Here is a 25,465-nt window from a genome sequence, read left to right as displayed (position 1 = left end):
AACGGATTTGGCGCGAAAATGGAAATGAAACAGGAATTTGTTTTGCAAATGTAAAGAAGAAGACCCACTCTTGGAGCCTTCTTCTTACAGTCAGATCAAGAACATGGCGACAATAGTGGTCACCACGAGACCAATCGCAACAGGGAGCAGGTTTCTTCTGGCAAGTTCGAAAGGATCGACTCCGCAGATAGCCGCTGCGGGAATCAGGGCCCATGGCACCAGCGTGCCTCCGCCAACCCAAATGGCCGCGATTTGACCGAGGGCGGTCAAGGTAGCCGCTCCAGCACCAATAGCATGGGCAAACAGTGCAGCAATGGACCCGGCAAGCGATATACCGGAGAAGCCCGAGCCGTCGAGACCGGTGATGGCCCCAACACCCGTTAAAGTGACTGCACCGATTTCCTTAGTCATTGGAACAACTGATGCGAGTGATACACCTAGGTCGTTCACAATTCCGTGAGAGTGTTTGGGCAGAAGGTTCCCAATGATGGTGTTAAATCCGGCATCACCCAGGTAAAAGAAGGCAGCAATCGGGATAACGGGACCAAAGACTTTAAAACCGAACTGAAAGCCTTCAATAAGATAGCTTGTTGTTTTCTCCAGTCCTTTTCCTTTGTGCCCTGCCATCGAGATGAGAAGCAGAATGACAACAGAGGTTCCTCCGATCAGTGCGGTCGCATCGCCGCCCTGTAGTTGAAATAAATACATGGCGACAACATCCAGGGCAAATAAAACAGGAACGAGTAACGCGAAAAAGCGTTTTTGGCTGGAGGAAAGCAATGCAGGGTCTCCATTTTGAAGAGTGCTTTCCTTGGAGGAAGCGGCAACCGTGGCCAATCCTGTGCCGCTTGTGAGCTTGCCGTTTTTTAAATCACGCTTTAAAAAGTAGAAGGCACAAACGGTCGTTACAGCACCCATGACGATAACCAGAGGGATACTGGCATGGATGACCTGGCTGACGGGGAGGCCGGCAGCGTCTGCCGTCAGTTTGGGTGCGCCCTGAATGACAAAGTCGCCGGACAATGCAATCCCGTGTCCGAAGAGGTTCATGGCCATGGCCACACCGAGAGCAGGAAGTCCGGCCCGGATGGCAACCGGAAGCAGAACGGCTCCCATCAAAGCAACGGCGGGAGATGGCCAAAAGAAGAAGGAAATAACCATCATGAGCAGGCCGATCGTCCAATACGCGAGGGCCGGCGAGCGTATGAGCTTTGAAAAAGGCGAAATCATGACATCATTAATCCCTGTAACAGTTAGTGTTTTACTCATGGCCACAATGATTGAGATGACGAGGATCGTGGAGAGCAGCTCGGTTATGGCATAGGCGAAGCTGTTGAATATGCTGCTTACCGAGGCGCTTAAAGAGCTTGTAGCAGTAAGTGCAATCAAGAAAATCCCCAAAATGCAAATGAGGGTTGTATCTCTCCTTGCGACCATAAAGCCGATGATGAAAAAGATAAAAAGGACATAAATCCAATGAAGCGCTGTTAGCTCAACGCCCATATCTTTTCTCTCCCTTCCGATTCATGTACCGGGCCAATGGACAGCCGCCCGGTGATTACTAACAGAATATGTAGGGAATGAAAAGTGGTGAGATAAAAAGCTTTCCAAAGATATGGGAACCGATTATAATGGGCACCAAAGCGAGGTAGTTATGAAGACGAGTAAAGAAAAACGCTATGAAACTGATCTGTATATGCCTGTTAGGGACTATTTTATGGAAAAAGGATATGAAGTGTACGGTGAAGTCCATCATTGCGATATCGCCATGATGAAAGAAGACGATCTCGTGATTGTCGAACTCAAGCTCACCTTAAACGTGGACCTGCTTGTACAGGCCACAAACCGGCAACGGCTGACCGACTTTGTTTATATAGCGGTTCCAAAGCCCAAATATAAAAGGAATTCAAAAAAGTGGCATGATGTTTTGCACTTAATCAAAAGGCTGGAACTCGGGCTGCTGCATGTTTCCTTTACCAAAAAAGGCGCGACGGTGGAAACCATTCTTAATCCCGGGGCCTTTGACCGCAAGAAAAGCCAGCAGCGATATAAAAAGAGACGGACGAAGCTGCTCGAAGAAATCAAAGGCCGGAATGGGGACTACAATGTCGGCGGAAGCAGCAAGACCAAACTGATCACGGCCTACATGGAAACCTGCATTTACATCGCCTGCCTGCTTCTGGAATTCGGTCCGCTGACCCCCAAGGCACTGCGAGGGTGGGGAACGGGAGACAAGACGCTGTCCATTTTAAGCAAAAACTATTATGGATGGTTTGAAAAAATTTCCCGGGGTATCTACTCCATAAGTGAAAAAGGAAAACAGGAATTGGGAATCTATCCCGATCAGGTGTGCTATTATCAAAACAAAATAATAGAGCTGCAGGAAGAAGCTGAAAAAAGCTGATGTTCTCTTTTCGGTTTTTTTGTGCCTTTTGACCTATCTGTTATGCAAACGCTTTCAATTGTTCCTTTATCGTGGTAAAGTTGTGATAGCAATCCAAAATTTTCATGTTAAAGGGAGGACGGGAATATGAAGGGGATCAAGATCAAGCGGTTTATTTCTCTTGTTTCCATTTTTACAGTGCTGATGGGAATCTTTTTTTCATTCCATTCTGTGCAATCGTTTGCAGAAACGAATTCTTCATCAGGGAAAACAAAAGTAACCATTCATTACAAGCCATCAGAGGGAAATACGAAGGACTGGAACTTATGGGTTTTTCCTGAAGGCGGAGAAGGGAAAGCCTATCCGTTTACCGGGGAGGACAAATTTGGAAAGCTGGCTGAAATTGAGCTCGATGGTACATACAAAAAGGTAGGCTTTATTGTACGCACTGACAGCTGGGAGAAAGACGGAGGCGACCGTTTCATCGATATTGCTGGAGGTGAAGGGGAAGTCTGGGTCAAGTCAGGGGATGACAACACGTATACCGAGCCGCCTGATGGCGAGTACCGTGACTTACCTGCCTATGAAAAGTTCAATGTGAAAGTGCACTATTTCCGTTACGACAATCAATACGACGGATGGAATCTATGGACATGGCCAGAGAATGGTGAAGGAAAAGCGGTTCAGTTTACAAAGGATGATGCATTCGGCAAAGTAGCTACAATTCAAATGGAAAACCTGAAGGATGTTCATAAGCTTGGATTTATTGTAAGAAAGAGCATACCAGGCAATGATTGGGCCGAAAAAGAATTCAACGACCGTTATGTAACAAAGTTCAAGGAGGACGGTTCTGCCGAGGTATGGATTGCTCAAGGACAGGAGCGCCTTTATTACGATAAAGATTTGGTGGACCGTACACCGAAAATCGTAAAGGCATCCATCGATGGTTTTCGTGAGATTACATTTGAAACGAATTTTCCGTTTGATATAAAAGAGCATGGCATCAGCCTTACCGGCTGTGCATCCATCAAACAAGTTGTTCCCGCTGACAATCAAGGGGGAGACTTTACAAACAAGGTGAAGATCATCACTTCCAAAGATTTGGATCTCACTAAAGTGTACAAGGTTTCCAAAGAAAACTTTGGAGAGGCAGAGGTACAAACAGGCAAAGTTGTCCGCACGCCGGAATTTGACAATAAGTTCTTTTATGGTGGAGATGATTTGGGCAACAGCTATTCCAAAAAAGAAACAAAGTTCCGGCTTTGGGCACCAACCGCCAGTGAGGCAAAGCTTGTTATGTACAAATCATGGCAGGACGAAAAGGGAACCGATCTGCCTTTGAAAAAAAGCAAACGCGGAACGTGGAAATTAACACTAAAAGGCAATCATGAAGGGCTGATCTATACGTATAAGGTGAAAATCGGCAACCAATGGAGCGAGGCGGTTGATCCCTATGCCCGTGCGGTAACCGTAAACGGCCAAAAAGGAGCCGTCATCAATTTGGATAAAACCGATCCAAAGCACTTCCATAAACGGATGAAAGCTTTCACTCCGGAAGATGCCATCATTTATGAACTTCACGTCAGAGACCTTTCCATGCATCCGAAAAGCGGAATCAAGCATAAAGGAAAGTTCCTGGGAGTTGCTGAGGAAAACACAACAGGACCAGAGGGTGTCAAAACAGGATTGAACCATATCAAGGATCTTGGAGTCACGCATGTACAGCTTTTGCCGATCTATGATTATAAAACCGTAGATGAAACCAAGCTCGATCAGCCACAGTTTAACTGGGGCTATGATCCACAAAACTATAACGCACCGGAAGGATCTTACTCAACAGATCCCTATAAGCCGGCTGTGCGGATCAAAGAAATGAAGCAAATGGTAAACATCCTGCATCACAACAACCTGAGGGTGATTATGGATGTTGTGTATAACCATATGTTCTCGGCAGACGAATCGAATTTTCAAAAGCTCGTGCCGGGTTATTACTTCCGGTATAACGATGACGGAACACTGGCAAACGGAACCGGAGTCGGAAACGATACGGCTTCAGAGCGCAAGATGATGAGGAAATTCATTGTGGAATCCGTCAGCTACTGGGCCAAGGAATACAATCTGGATGGCTTCCGATTCGACCTGATGGGTATTCATGATGTAGAAACGATGAATCAAGTCAGAAAGGCATTGAATAAGATTGATCCATCGATCATCGTGCTCGGTGAAGGATGGGACCTCAATACTCCGCTTGATCCGTCATTGAAAGCCAATCAAAAGAATGCCGGAAAAATGACTGGCATCGCCCATTTTAACGATGGAATCCGTGACAGCTTAAAGGGGAGCGTATTTGAAGATACCGACAAAGGGTTCGTGAACGGAAAACCCGATACCGAAGAGGCAATCAAGGAAGGGGTTAAAGCAGGGATCGATTATTCGAGCACGATGGCGACCTATAAGGATCCGGAACAGGTGATCACGTATGTCGAAGCTCACGATAACCACACCCTGTGGGACAAGCTTCAATTGACAAATCCGGAAAGCTCGGTGGATACCCGGAAAAAGATGCATAAGCTCGCGTCATCCATCATCCTGACATCACAAGGTATCTCCTTCCTTCATGCCGGACAGGAATTCATGAGAACGAAAGGCGGCGACCATAACAGCTACAAGTCACCTGATGCGGTCAACCAGCTCGACTGGCAGCGCCGTGCCGATTTCAGAAAAGAGGTAGACTATATGAAAGGCTTGATTAAGCTTCGAAAAGGCCATCCTGCCTTTCGGATGAGAACGGCCGCTGACATCCGCAGTCATTTCAAGTTTCTGCCCGCACCAAAAAATACAGTTGCCTATGATCTGAAAGGCCATGCGAACAACGACAGGTCAAAGGATCTGGTCGTGGTTTATAACGCCAACACAAGCGTTCAAACGATCTCACTTCCAAAGATCGGACCATGGCGAGTCCTGGCGAATGGCGAAGACGCGGGGAACAAACCTCTTGGAATCGTAATGGGCAAAACCATTCAAGTACCTGCGCTCAGTACCATTGTTCTGGATGGACGATGAAAATAATGGAAGAAACCGCTGGAGGAATCCGGCGGTTTTTTATCATTCTGTAGTAAAAGTTTTACCTGTTCCTAGTCACTTTTCACAATAGATTACAGAATATTGTTACTATATAATCCGAAGTAGAGATGGTTTTAAGAGGGAGGGACAAAAATGAAAGAGCTAAAAACGAATGTGACGATACAAAACGTATGGGAAGCAAGAAAGAGGATGAGTTCAATAATCAGCAAAACACCGGCTGTTGAATCTTTTATTCTATCAGAAAAGGTGGGCCGCCCGGTCTATTTAAAACTGGAGACCGTGCATGATACAGGGGCTTTTAAGGTACGGGGTGCGGCCAATAAAATCCTCAGCTTGACTGAGGAGGAAAGAAAACGGGGTGTAGCAACGTATTCCACCGGAAATCATGGAATGGCAGTGGCCTATGTCGCTAAAAAGCTGGGAATTAAAGCGACCGTTTGCATCTCGAACCGGGTACCAAAGGCAAAAGTAGATTCATTGAAAAGGCTTGGAGCTTTCATTGAATTTTGCGGAGAGAGCCAGGATGAAGCGGGCGAACGATGTCTGGTGCTGGAAAGGAAGCATGGGTTAACCGTTATTGAGCCCTTTGATGATCCAGAGGTCATTGCCGGTCAGGGCACCATCGGCCTCGAGCTGCTGGAGGATATCCCTGCTTTGAAGGACGTTGTTGTCCCTCTCTCAGGCGGAGGACTGCTGTCAGGAATCGGTATGGCGCTGAAGACGAATGACCCTTCAATCGGGATCACTGGCGTTTCCATGGTAGAATCAGCCGTGATGTATGAAAGTTTACGAGCGGGCAAACCAATTAAGATGCCGGAAAAGGATACGCTTGCCGACAGCCTGCTCGGCGGCATTGGAATGGATAACCGTTACACCTTCGATATGGTCCAGAAATATATGGACCGGGCGGTATTGATACCTGAAGATGAAATCGCACAGAGTATGGCATTCATGATCGACCATCACCGAATGATCCTCGAGGGGGCAGCGGCGACCGGAATTGCTGCGTTGCTGGGAAATCATATTGAGTATAAGGATGGAGCTATTGCCGTTATTATCACTGGCCATAATGTGGATCTGACTGTTGTTCAGCGTATATTGAATACGTATAATCCTGCATAATGCTCCCCGCCTGCTGCAAGTTTTGGTATAGTTAACTATATGAATATTTAGAAAATAATCTTGCGGCCAGAGGGGGAGAGCGGTTGAAGTTAGCTGTGAATGATCTGTTAAGCTTGGAAATTATGGAAAATGCCAGGGTGCGTACCGGGAGCTCCCATCTTAGAGAACGGTATGTCCAGTGGATTTCTGCCATTGAAATGCCGGTGGAAAATTTTGTGCGTAAGAACGAAGTTGTCCTTAGTACGGCCATCGGCTGCGGGCATGATGTTCAATTATTTAAAAAGTTTGTGGAGGATATCATCCATTCCGAAGCCTCGGCACTGATTATTGCACTGGGGCGTTATATCTTTGACGTTCCAAAAGAAGTGGTGGAGCTGGCTGAAAAGCATCAATTTATCATTATGGAAATCCCGTGGGAAGTCAGGTTTTCCACCATTATAGAAGAAGTGCTGAGGGAGCTAAACGACATTCAGCATAAAGAACGGGAGAAATCGGAAAAAGCCCAGCAGGAACTCCTCCAGCTGATTCTCAAGGAAACGAGCCTCAGGGAGATTTCCGATTATATTCAAAATCAGATCGGCTGCCCGATCGTCATTACCGACTGTGCAGGAATCATCCAGGACCGTACGGAAGCGGGGGATCCGGATGACAAATGGAAGTACTATAACCTGAAGGATGGAATCTCCATAAAAAAAACATCATCCCTTTTGCCACAGGATCCCATGTATCAAAAGTTTCAAATGATTGAGCTCGGCGGTGAGACCATTTTGCGGCTGCCGATCCTGAACGCTTCGGGAGATGTCCAGGGATATTTATTTGTACTGTTCCCAAATGATTGCGAGCTGGAAGAATTTTTAACACAATACCGGGTGAATGTGCTTGAGCATTCGGCTACCACGATCGCGCTTTGGCTGTCGCGCCAAAATGCCATAGAAGAAACCGAAATGCGCCTTCGCAGCGATTTTATACAGGAATTAGCCAAAGGTGAATTTACTTCTGATGAACAAGAGGAGTCCAGAGCCAAACTGCTTGGATTTAATCTTAAGGTTCCTTATGTCTGTATTGCGGGTTATCCCGAGAACCTGGAGCTCTTGTTTAAAAAAAGAAAGCAGTATGACCTTTCGTACGAGCATTGGCTTGACAGCATGATCCGCTACATTGAGGAAGAAATTTACTATGCTGCCGGGTCGCTTGAGAAAGAAGTAATGATGACCTATCAGGGAGATAAATTAACCCTTTTTGTGCAGGCAAAAAACAATGAAAACCCTGCTCATCATTTTTTGGACCTGGTGGAAAGGCGGCTGCGGAATTTGCTGCCTGATGTGGTCATTTCTTGGGGAATTGGAGGGGCGCAAGAAACAATCGCAGGATTCAAAACAGGCTTTGACCATGCACAAACGGCCCTGCAAATCGGCAGAAAGAAAAAAGGGGCCGGGCACCGGGTATTGTATGAGAATACAAAGGTGGACCGGGTGCTGTTGACCCTGGCCCAAAACAAGGAAATGAAAGAAATCATCGTCTCTGCTATCGAACCGCTCATCCAATATGATCAGCAGCGCAACATGGATTTGATCGGCACCTTCAGCACCTACAACGAGTGCCACGGAAACGTCAGCCAAACCGCCCGCCTGCTTAACCTTCACAGACAGTCTCTATTGTACAGACTGCGCAAAGTTGAAACATTAACAGGCCTTTCTCTCATCGATACCGATGATTTATTTCTGCTCGACCTCAGCATTAAAACGTGGAAACTGGGCATAACTGAAACCCCGGTTCATTCATAATGAAAAAAAGACCCTGAAAAGGTCTTTTTTTCTTAGTCGTCCTCCTTCTTGTAAAAAACATCAAACTGTTCCCAAACATCTTCCAGTTTATTGAAGCGGCCCTACAAATGAATCGAAAAACGTAGGAAGATGACTGGAGGCCAGCAGGACAACATCAGCATGGGAAACAAGGGGCGAGAACGAAATCAATCGTACGCTGGAAGCTTATGATTATGCACTATCCAAAATGAGTTAAATAAATGAGCGGGGACTGTCTATCCTGTCGACGGTCTCTTTTTATGTAATATGATAATTTGGCTAAAATTTTTACAAAAACTTCATACATTTTTGCAGATGAGAGAAAACCATCTTTTCTTCTATACTAGAGTCATAGATTAATTATTCTTAAAATTCAAATAATAACTGCGTTAGAGAGGGTGGGTCCGATGTCATTCGGAACAACTGAATATCAGAAGAGAATTGTGAAAACGAAACAAAGGATGGTGGAAAAAGGAATCGAGGTCCTGCTGATCACGGATCCCGCAAATATGAATTACTTGTCCGGCTATGATGGATGGTCCTTTTATGTTCATCAAATGCTGATCGTCATTGATGATGAAGACCAGCCAATCTGGATCGGCCGGAACCAGGATACAAATGGAGCCAAAGCCACATCCTGGCTTTATCATGAGAACCTGATTCCTTATCCGGATGATTACGTTCAATCCGATACGAAGCATCCGATGGATTTTGTTGCTGATATTTTAAAGCAGATCGGACAGGACAAACGCGCGGTCGGCGTAGAGATGGACAACTACTATTTTACTGCCAAATGCTATGAACAGCTGAGAAAGGGACTTCCGAACGCTGAATTCAAGGATGCAACGCTGCTCGTCAATTGGATCCGCCTCATTAAATCCGATACCGAAATTCAATATATGAAGCGGGCTGCAACCATCGTGGAAAAAGCCATGATGGACGGAATCGGGATGATCAACGAAGGCGTAAGGGAATGTGATGTCGCGGCCAAGATTTTTCATACCCAGATCACAGGAACCAAGGAATTCGGCGGCGATTACCCAGCTATCGTACCCCTGTTGCCATCAGGGGAAAAAACATCCACTCCCCACCTGACCTGGACAGATGACAGATATAAGAAAGGCGACTCCGTCATCCTGGAGCTGGCAGGCTGCTACAAACGGTATCATTCACCTCTTGCCAGAACGGTCAATATCGGACAGCCGTCTGAACGCTTACAAAGTCTTTCCGGGATTGTGGTCGAGGGATTGAATGCGTGCCTGGATATGATCAAGCCTGGCATTGCCTGTGAAGAAATCGAAGAAACGTGGAGAAAGACCATTCATAAAAGCGGGATCGTGAAGGAATCACGCCTCGGTTATGCGATGGGGCTGAACTATCCGCCTGACTGGGGCGAGCATACAGCGAGTATCCGGAAAGGGGACAAAACGATCCTCCAGCCAAATATGACGTTCCATCTCATTCCGGGCATCTGGCTTGACCAGTATGGGTTTGAAGCGAGCGAAGCCCTTCGGGTAACAGCAACTGGCTGCGAAACGTTCGCATCCTTGCCAAGACAGCTCGTGATTAAAGAAGGTGCCCTTGAAACCAACTTCAATTAAAAGGGGAGCTGCAGATGTACATTTTTACAGAACAAGAGTTAAGGCAGCATATATCACTTAACCATGAAGCGCTATCGGTGGTGGAAGACGGATTTTCAAGCCTCGCCGAAAAGAAAGCGGTCATGCCTCCCATCATGCGGGTGGATGTTCATGACCACAATGGTGAAGTGGATGTGAAAACGGCCTATATCAAAGGCAAAGACAAGTTTGCGATCAAAGTGTCTTCCGGCTTTTTTAACAACTATCAGCTGGGTCTGCCGAGCGGAAGCGGTCTGATGATGCTCGTTAGTGCAACTACGGGAGTTCCGGAGGCGCTGTTGCTCGATAATGGATATCTCACAGACGTTCGGACGGCTGCCGCCGGGGCCATCGCATCGAAATACATGGCAAAGGAGGACATCCATACCGTCAGTGTGATTGGCTGTGGCAGCCAGGCCCGGTATCAGGTAAAAGCGCTTCAGTTGGTTCGGAATTTTAAACGGGTGATCGTCTACGGAAGATCACCGGATCGAGTAGCAGCGTATGTGAAGGAAATGACCGAAGAGCTTGGAGTGGAAGTTCAGGCGGCTGAAAGTGCAAAAGAAGCCGTCATCCAGAGCGATCTTGTCATTACAACCACACCGGCAAGCGAACCGGTAATCAAAGCAGAGTGGCTTCATCCCGGACTCCATATCACGGCGATGGGTTCGGACGCAGAGCACAAACAGGAGATTGAAGCAGATGTTTTGGCGAAAGCGGATGTTCTGGTCTGTGATACGGTCGCTCAATGTGAGCGGCTGGGCGAGCTTCATCATGCGCTCTCTCAGGGCGTGATTTCAGAAACAAGGTCGATCACTGAAATCGGTGAGCTTACCTCACGAAAGGTTGCAGGACGCCAAAATGATGAGCAGATTACGGTGTGTGATCTGACAGGCACGGGTGTTCAGGATACGGCGATTGCTCTGTTCGCTTTTCAGGAAATGGTGAACCGGGGACTGGGCCTGAAAATTGAAAATAAAAAACCAGCTCTAAAAAACTAAAGGAGGAGTCATCGTATGACACAGAATGCAAAAGCAGGAACACAATCCGTTTGGGCAGGGGAAAAAGACTATTTGGTGCACGGGGCAACTCAAGTGCCTGTAGTGTTAAGCGTAGCCTATGGCTATGACGATATGGATGAATGGTATGACGTGGCCATCGGCAAGAAAAAGGGACATATTTACGGAAGGAACACGAACCCCACCGTTCAGGCGTTTGAAGATAAGGTAAAGATTCTTGAGGGAGCGGAAGCCGCAACAAGTTTTTCAACCGGAATGGCTGCGATCAGCAACACGCTGTCCACGTTCCTTGTACCAGGGGACCGAATTGTGTCCATCAAGGATACATACGGCGGAACGAATAAAATTTTTACTGAATTCCTCCCCCGTCAGCAGGTAGAAGTGGTTCTGTGTGAAACGGGCAACCACGAGCAAATTGAAGAAGAAGTAGCCAAAGGATGCTCCATTCTTTATCTCGAGACTCCAACCAATCCGACCGTGAAGATTACTGACATCGAACGAATGGCGAAGGCCGGCCGTGAAGCTGGAGCACTCGTGGTGGTGGATAACACGTTTGGAACGCCAATTAATCAAAACCCACTTGCTCTTGGTGCAGATTTGGTCATTCACAGTGCGACCAAGTTCCTTGGCGGACATGCAGATGCACTTGGAGGTGTTGTATGCGGTTCAGATGAACTGGTGGAAAAAATCTATCATTTCCGTGAGATTAACGGAGCGACCATGGATCCGATGGCAGCCTATCTTATCCTGCGAGGAATGAAGACTCTCAAGCTTCGTGTCCGCCAGCAAAGTGAAAACGCAATGGCACTGGCCAAGTTCCTTGAAACACAAGAACTTGTCGAGGGCGTTTATTATCCTGGGCTTGAAACCCATCAAAACCATGAAATAGCGAAGAAGCAGATGAGAGGGTTTGGCGGAATGCTCAGCTTTGCAGTAAAAGGCGGAGTGGAAACGGTACGGGACCTTCTTCCAAAATTGCAATATGCCAACCGGGCGGCAAACCTTGGTGCTGTGGAAACAACAGTCGGGCCGGCACGGACCACAAGCCATGTGGAGTGTACACCGGAAGAGCGGGCAGCCATGGGCATCCCGGAAGGATTAATCCGGATCTCCTGTGGCATTGAAGATATTGAGGACATTATTGCCGATTTCGAACAAGCCTTTCAGCATGTGGAAAGCGGGTTGAAAGTTTAAGGAAATTTTCCGGGTTTGAGGAGATGAGTGATCTATGAAACATCCGGAAAGTATAGGAAGCATGAAAGAAAAGCTTATGACCTGGCGGCGGCAGATTCATCAAAGGCCGGAACTCAGTTTTCAGGAGTTTGAAACGTCAAGCTATATTGCTAATGCTTTGAGACAGATGCCGGGAATGAAGACCAAGACGGGAATAGGCTGGGCTACCGGGGTAGTGGGCACACTCTCTTACGGTGAAGGGCCCGTGATCGCGATCAGGGCAGATATCGATGCCCTGCCGATTACGGAGGAAAACAAAGTGAGTTACTCTTCCGGAAACGAAGGGGTGATGCACGCCTGTGGCCATGATGCGCATACCTCGATTGTCCTCGGCGTGGCCTCATTGCTCTCGGAACAGTTCGAGCGCGGTGATATACAGGGAACCGTGAAATTTATTTTTCAGCCGGCAGAAGAAAGTATCGATGAAAACGGGCTATCCGGCTCTCCGTATATGATCAGAGCCGGAGCGTATGATGGGGTGGATGCAGCTATTGCCCTTCACATGTGTCCGTGGCTGCCCGTCGGTTCCATGCAAGTGAACGACGGGTACAGCATGGCCAATGTCGACGTGTTTCAAGGCAAAATTAAGGGGACCGGCGGACATGGGGCCTACCCGGAGCAGGGCACAGACCCGATATGGATGCTGGGCCCGGTGCTGCAGGCTCTTCATGGCATTGTTGCAAGGAAGCTATCGGCATTGGATTCGGCTGTTGTCAGTATTGGAGAGGTACACGCGGGTTCAGCAAGCAACATCATTCCTACCGAAGTCTCCATAACTGGCACCTTGCGCAGCTATTCCCCGGAAGTGCGGGATAAGCTGGCGGTGGAACTGCAGCGGGCGTTTTCCATTGTTGAACCGCTCGGCGGAGAGTATTCCTTTCGAATCGACCGCGGCGAGCCGGCATTGAAAAACGATCCGGCGGTGAACCAGTGGTTTATTGAGGCGGCTCAACAGTGGTATCCAAAAATCAATATTACAAGAGGGCCCTTCGGAATGGGCGGGGAGGATTTTGGATACGTAACGGAACGGGTACCGGGTGCGTTGTTTTTTCTGGGATGTGCTGAACCTGGCGGTGAGCAAAGGGATTTACATACCCCGATATTTGACATTGATGAGGAGTGCCTGCCGATGGGTACGGCAATCCTGGCACAAACAGCGATCAATTATTTAAAGGGCGAGGCAGTTTTGCCAAACCGTAAAAAGGTGGAGGTCGACATTCATGGCACATAAACTCGCATTTATCGGGTTTGGGACGGTCGGTCAGGGGCTGGCTGAAATTTTAAAAAATAAGAAAGAGCAGTTAAAGATGAATGAACAATTTGAAGCTGAAATTGTCGCCATATCAGATTTTAAAAAAGGTTCCATCTATCACCCAAGAGGCCTTGATATAGAAACCGCGCTTGAAGTGCTCAAGGAAACCGGAAATCTTGAGAACTATCCTTCTTCACCGGGTCTTGTAACGGGATGGGACAGCCTGACGACCATCCGGGAATCCAATGCGGATACCATTGTGGAGGTTTCCTATACCGATGTCCAAACCGGGCAGCCTGCGATTGACCATTGCCGCACTGCCTTTCTGGCCAAAAAGAATGTGGTGATGACAAACAAGGGTCCGGTCGCACTGGCCTATCAGGAGTTATCACAGCTGGCTGAAAAGCAAGGTGTTCATTGGGGTTTTGAAGGCACGGTGATGAGCGGGACACCATCCTTGCGCATGCCAATTGCTGCTCTTGCCGGAAATGAAATCTATGAAATCCGCGGCATTTTGAACGGGACGACCAACTATATCCTGACAAAAATGGAGGATGAAGGCGTTACGTATGAGGAAGCACTGAAGGAAGCTCAGGCGCTTGGATATGCGGAAGCCGATCCGACCAGCGATGTGGAAGGATTTGACGCGCGGTACAAGATTGCCATTCTTGCAAACTATGTCATGAAAGAGCCGCTTTCTGTAGAAGAAATCTCCTGCAGAGGAATCACGAATATTACCCGGCATGATATTGAAACGGCGAAGGCCCAGGGCAAGCGGTGGAAGCTTCTTGCGAAGGTACGAAAGGAAAACGGAAGAGTCATCGCTTCCATTGCTCCTGAAAAGGTGGAGATAACGGATCCGCTCGCATCCATTAAGGGAGCGGTAAATGCCATTGCTTATGAATGTGACCTGTTAGGTACGGTAACCCTGAGCGGAGCCGGCGCAGGCAAAGTGGAAACGGGGTTCTCTCTGCTCATTGATTTGATCAACATAGACCGTGAACGGAAACTGGTAAACATCTAAACGAGAAAGGCGGGAAAATATGACCATTCAGCTTGCTGGCCAAAAGATGTTTGTAGGAGGCTCCTGGGTAAATCGCGAAAACGTCATTGAGGTAAGGGACCCGCAGGATAACACAGTGATTGATACCGTTCCCGCGGCTTCTAAGGAAGATATGCTGTCCTGTATCGAACTGGCAAAAGAAGGAGCAAAGATCGCGGCCGCCATGCCGGTATACGAACGGATGGCAGTCATTCACAGAGCGGCTGATTATATCGAAGCGAACAAGGAAAAATACGCTTCAATCATCGCTCAAGAAGGCTCGAAAACCATCCGGGAAGCGGCAAAGGAGACGGCAAGATGCATTCAGACTCTCCGGATCAGTGCCGAAGAGGCAAGACGTATCCATGGTGAGACGATTCCGTTTGACCAGATGGAAGGCAGCCAAAACCGTGTGGGCTACTATCAGCGGTTTCCCATTGGCATCATCGGAGCGATCACTCCGTTTAATGATCCTTTGAACCTGGTGGCCCATAAAGTGGGACCTGCCATCGCTTCCGGAAATGCCATCATTGTAAAACCTGCTACCGTTACGCCTCTCAGTGCGTTGCTGCTTGCCGAAGCTTTTTCACAAAGCGGCCTTCCGCCCAAGGTGCTGTCCGTGATTACTGGGCATGGAAGCGAAATTGGCGATGTATTGGTCACACACCCGGCGGTCCGCATGATTTCATTTACAGGCGGTGTAGAAGCGGGGGAAGAGATCGTCAAGAAAGCGGGATTAAAAAAGATCAGCATGGAGCTTGGCTCCAATTCCCCTGTTATTGTCCTTGAGGACGCAGATCTTGGAGAGGCCGTGGATTCAACAGTTTCGGGAGCGTTTTGGGCCGCAGGACAAAATTGCTTGAGCGTCCAGCGAATTTACGTCCAGAGGAGTGTGATGGAAAAATTTGAGGAAGAATTCGTCCAACAGACCAACCAGTACCGTGTGGGTGACAAGCTGTCAGAGCTGACAGATATGGGGCCTCTTATTACAGAAAAAGAGGCCATTCGTGTAGAGAATCTCGTAAATGAAGCCATTAAAAAAGGTGCTGAGCTGCTGACTGGCGGAGAAAGAAAGGGTGCCTTCTATTCACCAACGGTATTAAAAAACGTTCCTGAGCATTGCTCCATTGCCAGGGAAGAAATTTTTGGTCCGGTCGTTCTTCTTTTTGAAGTGGAGAACGTGGATGAGGCAATTGAAAAAGCGAATGCAGTTAGCTATGGCCTGCAGGGAGGCATCTTTACCAAGAATATGGATCAAGCCCAAAAAGCCATCGCCAACATGGAAGTCGGAGGCATCATGATCAATGACAGCAGTGATTACCGGATTGACGCTATGCCATTTGGCGGGGTGAAAAAATCGGGTCTTGGAAGGGAAGGCATCAAGTTCGCGATCCAAGAGATGACAGAGCCAAAAGTTGTTTGCTACAAATTATCAAATTGAAAAGTGAAAGAGGGTTTTGGAAAGAGGCAAAATTACGGTAATAAGAGGAGGTACAGTGTGGAAAGAGGACAAATCAATAAGCTGACCAAGGAAGATATCACGGTTGTAGATACGAAAATAGCGAAGAAATCCATATTTGGAACGTCTCTCGGCAATGCCATGGAATGGTTTGATTTTGGGATTTATTCCTATCTGGCAGTAACGATTGGCAAAGTGTTTTTCCCTGAAATCGATCCTTCTGCCCAGTTGATCTATGCTTTTGCAACGTTCGCTGTCGCATTTATTGCCCGGCCGATCGGCGGTCTGGTCTTTGGAATGCTGGGTGACCGTTTAGGCCGAAAGAAAGTCCTTGCTATCACACTGATCATGATGGCCGTTGCCACCTTGAGCATCGGCCTGATCCCCGGTTATGCCACTATTGGTGCAGCCGCTCCGGTTTTACTGCTGGCTGCCCGCCTGGTTCAGGGGTTTTCCACAGGCGGCGAGTATGCTGGTGCCATGACGTTTATTGCTGAATCCACCCCTGATAAAAAGCGGAGCTTTATGTCCAGCTTCCTTGAAGTAGGCACTCTTGTCGGCTTTATTGCCGGCTCGGGCCTTGTAACATTGCTTACTTTTCTGCTGGGATCTGAAACCATGCTGGCATGGGGCTGGAGAATTCCATTTTTCATTGCAGCTCCATTAGGCATGATTGGCTTGTATTTCCGTTCACATCTGGAGGAAACGCCTGCATTTAAAGAAATGAAGGAAACCACCAAGGAAAGAAAGGATCAAGCCTCCCTGAAGAAGATTTTTACAGAACACTGGCGGTCTCTGCTCATCTGCATTGGTGTGGTTTTCTTTTATAACACCATTAACTATATGATTCTTACGTATATGCCATCCTACTTATCAGAACAGATTGGTTTTGGAGAAATGAAAGGCCTTGTGCTCATCCTGTTTGTCATGATCGCGATGATTCCCTGTGTTTTGCTCATGGGACGCTGGGCTGACCGTATTGGCAGGAACCGGCTGATCATAACGGGATTAGTCGGCACAATCGTTCTCAGCATTCCGGCATTTTACCTGATGGATACCGGTTCAAGCGTGGCAGCATTTATTGGTCTATTGGTGTTAAGCTGTTTATTCACAGCCTTCCAGGGGACACTGCCGGCCGCACTGCCATCCTTGTTTTTTACAGAGGTCCGGTACGGTTCATTGGCACTTACCTATAATGTATCCACCTCCATTTTTGGTGGTACAACACCTCTTGTGGTCGCATGGCTTGTGAAAGCAACCGGCATAAATATGCTCCCTGCTTACTTTTTGATCGGTGTATGTGTAATTGGTCTCTTTGTTGTCACTCTGTTCGTAAAAGAAACAGGTGGCCGTTCATTGAGAGGATCCAAGCCTACAGTGGAGCACGAGAGTGAAGCAGCAGAACTCGATTCCCAATCCGGTTTCTGGTGGAAGGAAGAAGTCGCGAAAAGACAAGAACGAGCAGGAATTACCCCTGGATTATTGGGATCTCAGCAGAAAAATGTAAGCAAAATTCAATAATGGAAAAGGCTGCCGGAACATCAGGCAGCCTTTCTGTTTTATATGGTGGGTCACTAGGCTTACTGGATGATTGGAGCGTCAAGCTTGCTTAATGATTAATAAAATTTAGTTTGGGGAATTGGTTTAGTAAAGTAACTAAATTTTTAAGAAATTGAAGGAGGCACGCTGTGGGTAAAGGAGTTAAAAGGAAATTACAAAAAGGGGATATAACAGTAGTAGATAAGAAAATTGCGAAGCAGTCGATTTTGGGAACTTCCCTTGGCAACGCGATGGAATGGTTTGATTTTGGTATTTATTCTTATTTAGCAGTGACCATCGGCAAAGTGTTTTTCCCGGAAGTTGAACCTTCCGCCCAGGTCATTTATGCATTTGCGACCTTCGCGGTCGCATTTATTGCCAGGCCGATCGGCGGAATTGTATTTGGAATGCTGGGTGACCGGCTCGGCAGAAAAAAGGTGCTGGCCATTACATTGATCATGATGGCTATTGCCACTTTAGCTATCGGGCTGATTCCTGGTTATTCGTCCATTGGTATAGCGGCACCCATTCTCTTACTCGTTGCCCGGCTCGTTCAAGGATTTTCCACAGGAGGAGAATATGCGGGTGCCATGACGTTCATTGCTGAATCCACTCCTGATAAAAGGCGAAGTGTGATGTCGAGTGTCCTCGAAGTCGGAACACTGGTTGGTTATATCGCGGGCTCAGGCCTGGTGACGTTGCTAACGTTCATTCTCGGGTCAGACACCATGCTTGAATGGGGCTGGAGGATACCGTTCTTTGTTGCTGCGCCACTGGGGCTGATCGGCCTCTATTTCCGTTCCCATCTTGAAGAAACGCCAGCATTTAAAGCCATGGAGGAAGAAAAAGAGGAAAGTAAAAGCAAGTCTTCCCTCAAAGAAATATTCGTTAATCACTGGAAATCTCTATTGATCTGTGTGGGGGTTGTATTGTTTTATAATACAATCGTTTATATGGTATTAACCTATATGCCGTCTTATCTTTCGGAACAGCTCGGGTATGGGGAGACAAAAGGATTGCTGCTTATTCTTATCGTGATGGTCATCATGATTCCGTTTGTTATTGGAATGGGTTATTTGGGTGACCGGATAGGGCGGAATAAGATCCTGATTTCAGCTCTGATTTTAACGATCATTTTAAGCATCCCGGCATTTATGCTGGCAGGAAACAGCAATGGGATCAACGCCTTTTGGGGAGTACTGATCCTGGGCTGCCTGCTGACCGCCTTTCAAGGAACACTTCCCGCGACCCTGCCATCTTTATTTTTCACAAATGTACGGTATGGCTCGCTTGCATTAACCTACAATGTGTCCACTTCCATATTTGGAGGAACCACACCGCTGATTGTCGCCTGGCTTGTTAAAGAAACAAATAATAATATGGTACCCGCCTATTATTTAATGGCAGTCTGTATCATCGGAATTATTGTCGTTGCCTTTTTCGTCAAGGAGACAGCTGGCCGCTCACTCCGCGGTTCACTGCCGGTAGTGGAGGAACCGGCGGAAGTAGAAGAAGTGTTGAAAAATCCGGAAGAAGCCCTGTGGTGGGAGGAAGAAGTAACGGATAATACTCCAAGACATGTGAAAAGTATTAATCAATAATCAGTAAAGGCTGCCGAGACTGTTCAGGCAGTCTTTTTTATGAGATAGTTTTGAACCTTCACTTAAAAACAGAAAAGGATTTAAGCCTGACGAGCAGAATAAATGGCGTAGAACAACTTAAAGAGAAAGGGAACGAAATCCATGAAGCTGGAAACAAAGCGATTAACGATCATGCCGTGTACACGTCCGTATGTGGCCTCATTGTCAGAGAATGAATATCCCCTGGGCGGGCATATCACCACACACTTGAAAAAGCTGGATCAGGATCCCGAGGAATACGGCTGGGGCGTGTGGCTGATAACGGAAAAAGAAACCGGCCGAATTGTGGGAGATATCGGATTCAAAGGAAAGCCGGATGCAGAAAAAAAGGTGGAAGTCGGGTACGGGTTTGATCCATCTGCCCGCAATCAGGGATATGCCACGGAAGCAGTTGAAAGACTAATCCAATGGGCATTCACCTCCGACGGTGTCGAAAGGATTATTGCTGAATGCCTCAGTGACAATGGTCCATCGATACGCGTATTGGAGAAGCTTGAAATGAAACGTACCGGACAAGAGGGAGATATGGTGTATTGGGAGCTGAAGAAGGAGGAGAACAATGAATAAATTTGAACTGTTAGTGCGTGAGATGAGGCACGCGTATGATCAAAGAGATTGGTATGCCCCGTTAAAGCCCGCGCTCGAAGGTTTGTCAGCCCAACAGGCAAGCTGGCGGCCAGAAGGGGACGGTGTGAACACGATCTGGGAGACAGCCAATCATTTGCTGTATTACAAGCGACAGCTCCTGCATTATTTAAAAGGTGTGGAGATGTCAAATTGCTCACAAACCAACAACGAAACGTTTAAAGTAGACTATCCTCATGATGAGGAGGCCTGGCGGCAGACTGTTTCACAGATAGAAGAAGTTCAGCAGGAATTGCTCAATATCGTAGGAACCAAAAATGACGAAGATTTTGATACCCTTCTTGCTGATGGTGATCCAATGGGGAATTATATTTCGAGCCTTGTAAGGCATGATTCGTTTCATACCGGACAGATCATTCAGCTGCGAAAACTCCAGGGTTCATGGCCTTCCAAACGATAAATAGCCTGAAGAAGTCTTTCTTACAGAAAGGCTTCTTTTTTTACAATTTATAGGGAAATTTGTGGTAAAATGAGGAATGGAACAGGAGGATGAAAAAACATGGGATTTCTCTTGAATTTGTTTGGACAGGGAAGTTTAATGATGGTTGGATTTGGAAGTTGGTGTGAACTATAAATGGCTCATAATATTGCTTATTGTTTTGGCCGTTCCTTCCCTTTACTTAGCTGTTGTCCATTTCAGGTATCAGTCAAAAAGTGAGGCGCTGAAATCGGCGATTAATAAGGAAGCAGAAGAACTCAATACAAGAAACTATCAATCTGTACCTGGTGAAAACAGTCCTTATTCGCTCGCCATCACAGATACTCCTCACCAAATTTATGTTTTTAAAATAACAAAACATTTCAGCAGATATCATGCTGACCTGGCTCAAGTGAATAACCTGTATGAAAGCACCACTAAAGATTCGATGGTTTACGATAAAAATAGGCTGGCATTTGGTTTTGACAATGAGAAGCCGAGGGATAAGGATATTTGGATAGAAGGCGAGAAAATGAAAACGATCCCGCTGAATTCTTTTTTTAAGAAAAGCCGTTATGCCTGGAACTATCGCAATCTATCATTTTATTATCCTGTACACCCGCTGCGGGCCACTGCGGACCAGCCGGAATATCATTAAAGCACAAACGGAACATGACCTCATCCGTTCTTGTTCTTTTTTTAAACGCATATTATGTAAGCAGTTGGATAAATCTAGTGCTTCTTACCTGTTTGTAATAAAGTTGTAACATTTCCGGGTGATATTCGTATGATTTTCTATGAAAATAGTATAAAATTGGTGTTCAGGATAATATTAACTATTTCAGCATAGGGAATAACATGGAACAATTTAAGGAGAGTTATGATGGAAAAGAATAATTCAGCTTCAAGAATGGAAAGAAGAAAACAGAACAAAAAGCCACCCAAGCGTTTTCGAAAATTCCTAACATACACTGCAGTAACTTTTCTTGTTCTCTTTCTTGTCATAGTCGTTGGCGGCGGCATCACAGTCTTCTCAATGATCAAAAATGCCCCGGAATTGAATGCACAAAACTTAAAGTATGCAAGCTCTTCTACCGTGTATGATATGAACAGTAAAAAGGTCATATCGATCAACGGCAAGGAAAAACGGGATTATGCATCAATCAAGGACATTCCACCCCGCGTGAGAAATGCCTTTATCGCGACAGAGGATGTCCGCTTTTATAAGCACTCAGGGATTGATCCCAAACGTGTAGCGGGTGCGATTATGTCAAACATTACACACGGCTTTGGATCAGAGGGAGCAAGTACCATTACCCAGCAGGTCATCAAGAACTCCTTCCTTTCACCGGAAAAAACGGTAACACGAAAGATTCAGGAGGCCTATCTCGCCTTAAAGCTTGAGCGGGAATACTCCAAAGATCAGATTCTCGAATTCTATTTAAACAAGATTTATTTTGGCCATGGAGCATACGGTGTTAAAACAGCTGCTAAAGTGTACTTTGATAAGTCACTCGATCAACTGACAACCAGCGAGATTGCGCTGCTTGCGGGATTGCCGCAGCGCCCGAACGGCTATGATCCTGTTAAACGTCCGGATCTGGCGAAAGATCGTAGAAATGTCGTTCTGTCACTTATGGAGAAGAATGGATACATTTCAGAGCAGGAAAAAGAGAAAGCACAGTCTGTGCCAATAGAAAAGATGGTTGTTAAACAAAAAGAAGAGACGGGTCCAAGATATGAAGCTTTCCTTCAACAGGTAATTGATGACGCTGAAAAGGAAGGCATCTCTGAAAAAGATTTGTTTGAGGGCGGTCTGAAAATCTACACCACACTGGACCCGGATGCCCAGTCACAAGCTGAAAAAATCCTGAGCACCGACGATTATGTTGTGTACCCGGACAAACAATTTCAAGCCGGTGTCGTACTTCTTGATACAAAAACCGGAGAGATCCGTGCGATCGGCGGAAACCGTCTGAGTGAAAAAGAACAAGTGTCGAGAGGATTCAACTATGCCACAGACACACAGAGACAGCCTGGCTCAACCATTAAGCCGGTGTTAGATTACGGTCCTGCGATTGAATACCTGAAGTGGTCCACGAACACACCAATCAAGGATGAACCGCTTGAAATCAACGGTAAGCAAGTGCAGAACTGGGATAAATCCTACCATGGTACCCTTACGATGAGAGAAGCGCTTGTGCAATCCTACAATATCCCAGCCATTAAAGCCTTCCAGGCGGTTGGTGAAGATAACGCGAAGAAGTTTGCCAATAATTTGGGGCTTGGATTGGATAAGATTTACCCGTCGTATGCGATCGGCGGATTTGAAACCGGTGTGTCGCCATTGAAGATGGCAGGTGCATTTTCCGCCTTTGGAAACCAAGGGGTTTATAATCAGCCGACAACCCTTCGAAAGATTGAATATCCTAATGGTAAAGTCCGCGAGATTAAACATAAACCGAAAAAAGCGATGAGCGATTACACCGCATATATGGTAACCGACATGCTGAAGAGCGTAGTGAGCAGAGGAACCGGCCGGATGGCCCAGATTCCTGGACTGGATGTTGCCGGAAAAACAGGAACGACCAACCTGCCGCAAGGTGTGTATGGCAATGGTTCGAGTGACTCCTGGTTTGTCGGCTATACGACCCGCTATACAGCAGCGGTATGGACCGGGTATGACAAGACCGGATCAAACATGTATGTACGAAAAGACGATCAGGTAATCGCCAAGTTGATTTTCAAGCAGCTTATGTCCCATGCTTCCCAAGGGAAAATGACAGCTGATTTTGAAAAACCGGGTTCAGTGGTAGCCCGCGGCTCTGAGCTGTATGTTCAAGGTACCTCTGTACCGGCTTTAGCTCAGCCGAAATACGCAAAGAGTGATGAAGATACATCGAAATCGGATCAAACCGAAGAGGCGAAAAAGGAAGAAGACGTCGCTAAAGAAAAAGATAAAAAAGAAGAAGAAAAGAAAACGGATCAAGAGAAGCCAAAGGATGATGGAACAACCACCACGACTCCTGATACCCCGGCCACACCGCCAAAGGATGATCAGGGCGGCAGCGATCAGGGAGGAAATGGAGACAACGGGCAAGGAGGATCCAATCAGGATGGCGGCAATAACCAGGATGACGGAACCAATCAGGACCATGGAACGGATCAGGGAGGAGACAACGGGCAGGACGGTGGCCAGCAGGATAAACCTGACACACCAGTCACACCGCCAAAGGACGATAATAAACCAGACAAACCAGCCAAGCCAGAGAAACCAACCGAGCCGACCACACCTCCGAAAAAAGATACGATTCAGTCAAACAGCGTAAGCAGCAACCGCAGTAAAGCCCAATCAGATACGAGCAATTAAACGATAGAAGCAGATTTCCAATTACGGAAATCTGCTTTTTTTATAGGCAGAGTGTGGGATTAGCATAAAAAGGTTTGGGTATATACATAGAGTAGAGATGAACGATTAAAGGAGTGAGCATGTTGGCAGAAAGCAAGACATTAGGATTGTATTTACTGGATTGCTTAAAGAAAGAAGGAATTCAAGATATTTTCGGTGTACCGGGAGATTACAACTTTTCCCTGCTTGATACGCTGAAAGATTATGAAGGGATTCAATTTGTAAACAACAGAAATGAATTGAACGCTGGCTATGCGGCAGATGCCTATGCCCGGGTGAACGGAATCTCAGCTCTCATAACGACGTTTGGAGTGGGAGAGTTGAGCGCATGCAATGCGATTGCGGGTTCATACAGTGAAAGCGTCCCGGTAATCCACATTGTTGGTTCTCCCAAGTCAGCCATGCAGGAGGAAAAGGCACTTGCCCACCATACGCTGATGGACAGTGACTTTGATGTGTTCAGGAAAGTGTATGACAACCTCACTGCTTATACAGCGGTTATGACACCGGAAAACGCCGCACGGGAAATACCGGCTGCCATTGAGGTAGCGAAGAAAAAGAAAAAACCAGTGTATCTAAGTGTTGCCATTGATCTGGTCACACAGCCCATCATCCCTTCCGAAAAACAGACCATTGAGGAGGGCACAAAGGACTCTGCTTTAAAAGCGGCGATCGCCCACACCAATACGTTGCTGGCTGGCGCAAAAAATGCCGTCATTCTGGCGGACATGAAAACGATCAGATACGGCCTGCAGGATCTGGTACAGCAGCTGGCTGAGCAATGGAACGTTCCCGTCACCTCTTCCATGCAGGGGAAAAGCGCCTTTGATGAGAGCCATCCACAGTACATAGGAGTATACGGCGGGGCGTTTGGAGATCAGGAAGTCACAAACATTGTAGAAGGTGCTGATACGGTCATCGCGGTCGGAGCATTATGGTCAGATGTGAACACATCCAAAAATACCATCAAGCTTGATCCGCTCAAAGTGGTGGAAATACAGCCGGACTCCGTAAAAGTGGGAGAAGCAAGCTATATGAAGATCCAGGCTGCCGATTTTATCCGGGAATTAGGCGGTATAGGATTCAAGCAGGAAGGTAAGCTGCCTGAGACTTCGTTTCCGTATGACACTGTTACAGGAGGAGCAGAGGAACCAATCAGGGCGGCCTCCTATTATCCAAGGATTCAGCACATGCTGAAGGAGAATGATGTCATCGTAACGGAAACAGGCACCTTTTCTTATGGGATGTCACAGGTGAGGCTACCAAAAGGTGCAACCTATATTGCTCAGGGGGGCTGGCAAAGCATAGGTTACGCGACACCGGCTGCTTTTGGGTCATGCATCGCCGCCAGGGACCGGCGAGTCCTGCTCTTTACAGGGGATGGTTCACTTCAGCTGACCGTCCAGGAAATCAGCTCGATGCTTGAGAATGACTGCAAACCCATCATTTTTGTTTTAAACAATGACGGCTATACGATTGAAAAATACCTGAATGTCCAAGTGAAAGTGGAAAAACAAACCTACAATGAAATTCCGATGTGGAACTATACGAAACTGCCGGAGGTATTTGGCAGAGACGTGTTTACCGCACAGGTAAAAACAAACGCTCAGCTGGATGAAGCCATTTCACAAGTGGAAAAATTAAACGGTGAACAATTCTGCCTGATCGAGCTCATTGTGGACGACCCGATGGATGCACCGGCCTATCTGCAAAAGATGCGGGAGGCAATGGAACAGTAACGCTGTAACCCTTGATTGCAAACTTAAAAACGAGGGTATCATTTAAAGAGAATTCCGATG

Annotated in this window: 18 protein-coding genes; 17 read left to right on the top strand and 1 reads right to left on the bottom strand. The window is 46.9% G+C overall.

Annotated features, from left to right (window positions below; genetic code table 11):
* Positions 1-90 precede the first annotated feature (90 nt).
* Positions 91-1,503, bottom strand: a complete 1,413-nt coding sequence (locus DMO16_RS09745) for a hypothetical protein (RefSeq protein WP_129477114.1) — start codon at positions 1,501-1,503, stop codon at positions 91-93.
* Between the two features lie 151 nt (positions 1,504-1,654).
* On the opposite strand from DMO16_RS09745, the gene DMO16_RS09740 reads away from it, so the two are divergent.
* The 17 genes from DMO16_RS09740 to DMO16_RS09660 all read left to right on the top strand — a co-directional run bounded on the left by DMO16_RS09740 (position 1,655) and on the right by DMO16_RS09660 (position 25,405).
* Positions 1,655-2,404, top strand: coding sequence for a DUF2161 domain-containing phosphodiesterase (locus DMO16_RS09740; protein WP_061971448.1), 750 nt, complete (start codon positions 1,655-1,657; stop codon positions 2,402-2,404).
* A gap of 126 nt (positions 2,405-2,530) precedes the next feature.
* A complete protein-coding gene (pulA, locus tag DMO16_RS09735) occupies positions 2,531-5,446 on the top strand; it encodes a type I pullulanase (RefSeq protein WP_129477111.1) in 2,916 nt (971 codons plus the stop codon).
* A 153-nt stretch (positions 5,447-5,599) separates the two neighbouring features.
* Positions 5,600-6,589 carry a hydroxyectoine utilization dehydratase EutB gene (gene eutB / locus DMO16_RS09730; RefSeq protein WP_061967931.1) on the top strand — a complete coding sequence of 330 codons (990 nt, stop codon included), beginning with the start codon at positions 5,600-5,602 and terminating at the stop codon, positions 6,587-6,589.
* Between the two features lie 83 nt (positions 6,590-6,672).
* Positions 6,673-8,373 carry a PucR family transcriptional regulator gene (locus tag DMO16_RS09725; RefSeq protein ID WP_129477109.1) on the top strand — a complete coding sequence of 567 codons (1,701 nt, stop codon included), beginning with the start codon at positions 6,673-6,675 and terminating at the stop codon, positions 8,371-8,373.
* Positions 8,374-8,798: 425 nt separating this feature from the next.
* Positions 8,799-9,992 carry a M24 family metallopeptidase gene (locus DMO16_RS09720; RefSeq protein ID WP_129477106.1) on the top strand — a complete coding sequence of 398 codons (1,194 nt, stop codon included), beginning with the start codon at positions 8,799-8,801 and terminating at the stop codon, positions 9,990-9,992.
* A gap of 14 nt (positions 9,993-10,006) precedes the next feature.
* Complete coding sequence (locus tag DMO16_RS09715; RefSeq protein WP_061967936.1) at positions 10,007-11,011, top strand: cyclodeaminase; 1,005 nt, start codon at positions 10,007-10,009, stop codon at positions 11,009-11,011.
* A 15-nt stretch (positions 11,012-11,026) separates the two neighbouring features.
* Complete coding sequence (locus DMO16_RS09710) at positions 11,027-12,223, top strand: cystathionine gamma-synthase family protein (RefSeq protein WP_061967938.1); 1,197 nt, start codon at positions 11,027-11,029, stop codon at positions 12,221-12,223.
* Between the two features lie 34 nt (positions 12,224-12,257).
* The gene (locus tag DMO16_RS09705; protein WP_129477104.1) at positions 12,258-13,493 is read left to right on the top strand and encodes a M20 metallopeptidase family protein; all 1,236 of its coding nucleotides are present in this window, start codon (positions 12,258-12,260) and stop codon (positions 13,491-13,493) included.
* Complete coding sequence (locus DMO16_RS09700; protein WP_061967942.1) at positions 13,483-14,538, top strand: homoserine dehydrogenase; 1,056 nt, start codon at positions 13,483-13,485, stop codon at positions 14,536-14,538. Before DMO16_RS09705 ends, DMO16_RS09700 begins: the two co-directional genes overlap by 11 nt.
* Positions 14,539-14,557: 19 nt before the next feature.
* Entirely contained in the window at positions 14,558-15,997 is a 1,440-nt protein-coding gene (locus DMO16_RS09695; protein ID WP_129477102.1) for an aldehyde dehydrogenase family protein, read from the top strand.
* 57 nt (positions 15,998-16,054) lie between these two features.
* Positions 16,055-17,536: an MFS transporter gene (locus DMO16_RS09690; RefSeq protein ID WP_241840516.1), complete on the top strand. Its 1,482-nt coding sequence runs from the start codon at positions 16,055-16,057 to the stop codon at positions 17,534-17,536.
* 167 nt (positions 17,537-17,703) lie between these two features.
* Positions 17,704-19,155, top strand: coding sequence for an MFS transporter (locus tag DMO16_RS09685; protein WP_241840514.1), 1,452 nt, complete (start codon positions 17,704-17,706; stop codon positions 19,153-19,155).
* Positions 19,156-19,296: 141 nt separating this feature from the next.
* On the top strand, positions 19,297-19,761 hold the full coding sequence (locus DMO16_RS09680) for a GNAT family N-acetyltransferase (protein ID WP_129477100.1): 465 nt from the start codon (positions 19,297-19,299) through the stop codon (positions 19,759-19,761).
* The gene (locus tag DMO16_RS09675) at positions 19,754-20,239 is read left to right on the top strand and encodes a DinB family protein (protein WP_129477098.1); all 486 of its coding nucleotides are present in this window, start codon (positions 19,754-19,756) and stop codon (positions 20,237-20,239) included. The genes DMO16_RS09680 and DMO16_RS09675 overlap by 8 nt, the downstream gene beginning before the upstream one ends.
* Before the next feature lie 151 nt (positions 20,240-20,390).
* On the top strand, positions 20,391-20,915 hold the full coding sequence (locus DMO16_RS09670; protein ID WP_206738085.1) for a hypothetical protein: 525 nt from the start codon (positions 20,391-20,393) through the stop codon (positions 20,913-20,915).
* A 225-nt stretch (positions 20,916-21,140) separates the two neighbouring features.
* On the top strand, positions 21,141-23,627 hold the full coding sequence (locus DMO16_RS09665; RefSeq protein WP_164988888.1) for a transglycosylase domain-containing protein: 2,487 nt from the start codon (positions 21,141-21,143) through the stop codon (positions 23,625-23,627).
* Positions 23,628-23,746: 119 nt separating this feature from the next.
* Entirely contained in the window at positions 23,747-25,405 is a 1,659-nt protein-coding gene (locus DMO16_RS09660) for an alpha-keto acid decarboxylase family protein (protein WP_129477092.1), read from the top strand.
* Positions 25,406-25,465 lie beyond the last annotated feature (60 nt).

The organism is Fictibacillus sp. S7 (genome assembly GCF_004127935.1).
GTDB lineage: Bacteria > Bacillota > Bacilli > Bacillales > Fictibacillaceae > Fictibacillus_C > Fictibacillus_C enclensis.
The sequence above is the reverse complement of the archived record's forward strand: the minus strand, read 5'-3'. Positions and strand labels throughout refer to the sequence as shown.

What these genes read in the sequence shown, in the direction of transcription:
- DMO16_RS09745 (WP_129477114.1), bottom strand. Translation starts at nt 1,503, where the DNA reads ATGGGCGTTGAGCTAACAGCGCTTCATTGGATTTATGTCCTTTTTATC.
- DMO16_RS09740 (WP_061971448.1), top strand. Translation starts at nt 1,655, where the DNA reads ATGAAGACGAGTAAAGAAAAACGCTATGAAACTGATCTGTATATGCCT.
- pulA (WP_129477111.1), top strand. Translation starts at nt 2,531, where the DNA reads ATGAAGGGGATCAAGATCAAGCGGTTTATTTCTCTTGTTTCCATTTTT.
- eutB (WP_061967931.1), top strand. Translation starts at nt 5,600, where the DNA reads ATGAAAGAGCTAAAAACGAATGTGACGATACAAAACGTATGGGAAGCA.
- DMO16_RS09720 (WP_129477106.1), top strand. Translation starts at nt 8,799, where the DNA reads ATGTCATTCGGAACAACTGAATATCAGAAGAGAATTGTGAAAACGAAA.
- DMO16_RS09715 (WP_061967936.1), top strand. Translation starts at nt 10,007, where the DNA reads ATGTACATTTTTACAGAACAAGAGTTAAGGCAGCATATATCACTTAAC.
- DMO16_RS09710 (WP_061967938.1), top strand. Translation starts at nt 11,027, where the DNA reads ATGACACAGAATGCAAAAGCAGGAACACAATCCGTTTGGGCAGGGGAA.
- DMO16_RS09705 (WP_129477104.1), top strand. Translation starts at nt 12,258, where the DNA reads ATGAAACATCCGGAAAGTATAGGAAGCATGAAAGAAAAGCTTATGACC.
- DMO16_RS09700 (WP_061967942.1), top strand. Translation starts at nt 13,483, where the DNA reads ATGGCACATAAACTCGCATTTATCGGGTTTGGGACGGTCGGTCAGGGG.
- DMO16_RS09695 (WP_129477102.1), top strand. Translation starts at nt 14,558, where the DNA reads ATGACCATTCAGCTTGCTGGCCAAAAGATGTTTGTAGGAGGCTCCTGG.
- DMO16_RS09680 (WP_129477100.1), top strand. Translation starts at nt 19,297, where the DNA reads ATGAAGCTGGAAACAAAGCGATTAACGATCATGCCGTGTACACGTCCG.
- DMO16_RS09675 (WP_129477098.1), top strand. Translation starts at nt 19,754, where the DNA reads ATGAATAAATTTGAACTGTTAGTGCGTGAGATGAGGCACGCGTATGAT.
- DMO16_RS09665 (WP_164988888.1), top strand. Translation starts at nt 21,141, where the DNA reads ATGGAAAAGAATAATTCAGCTTCAAGAATGGAAAGAAGAAAACAGAAC.
- DMO16_RS09660 (WP_129477092.1), top strand. Translation starts at nt 23,747, where the DNA reads ATGTTGGCAGAAAGCAAGACATTAGGATTGTATTTACTGGATTGCTTA.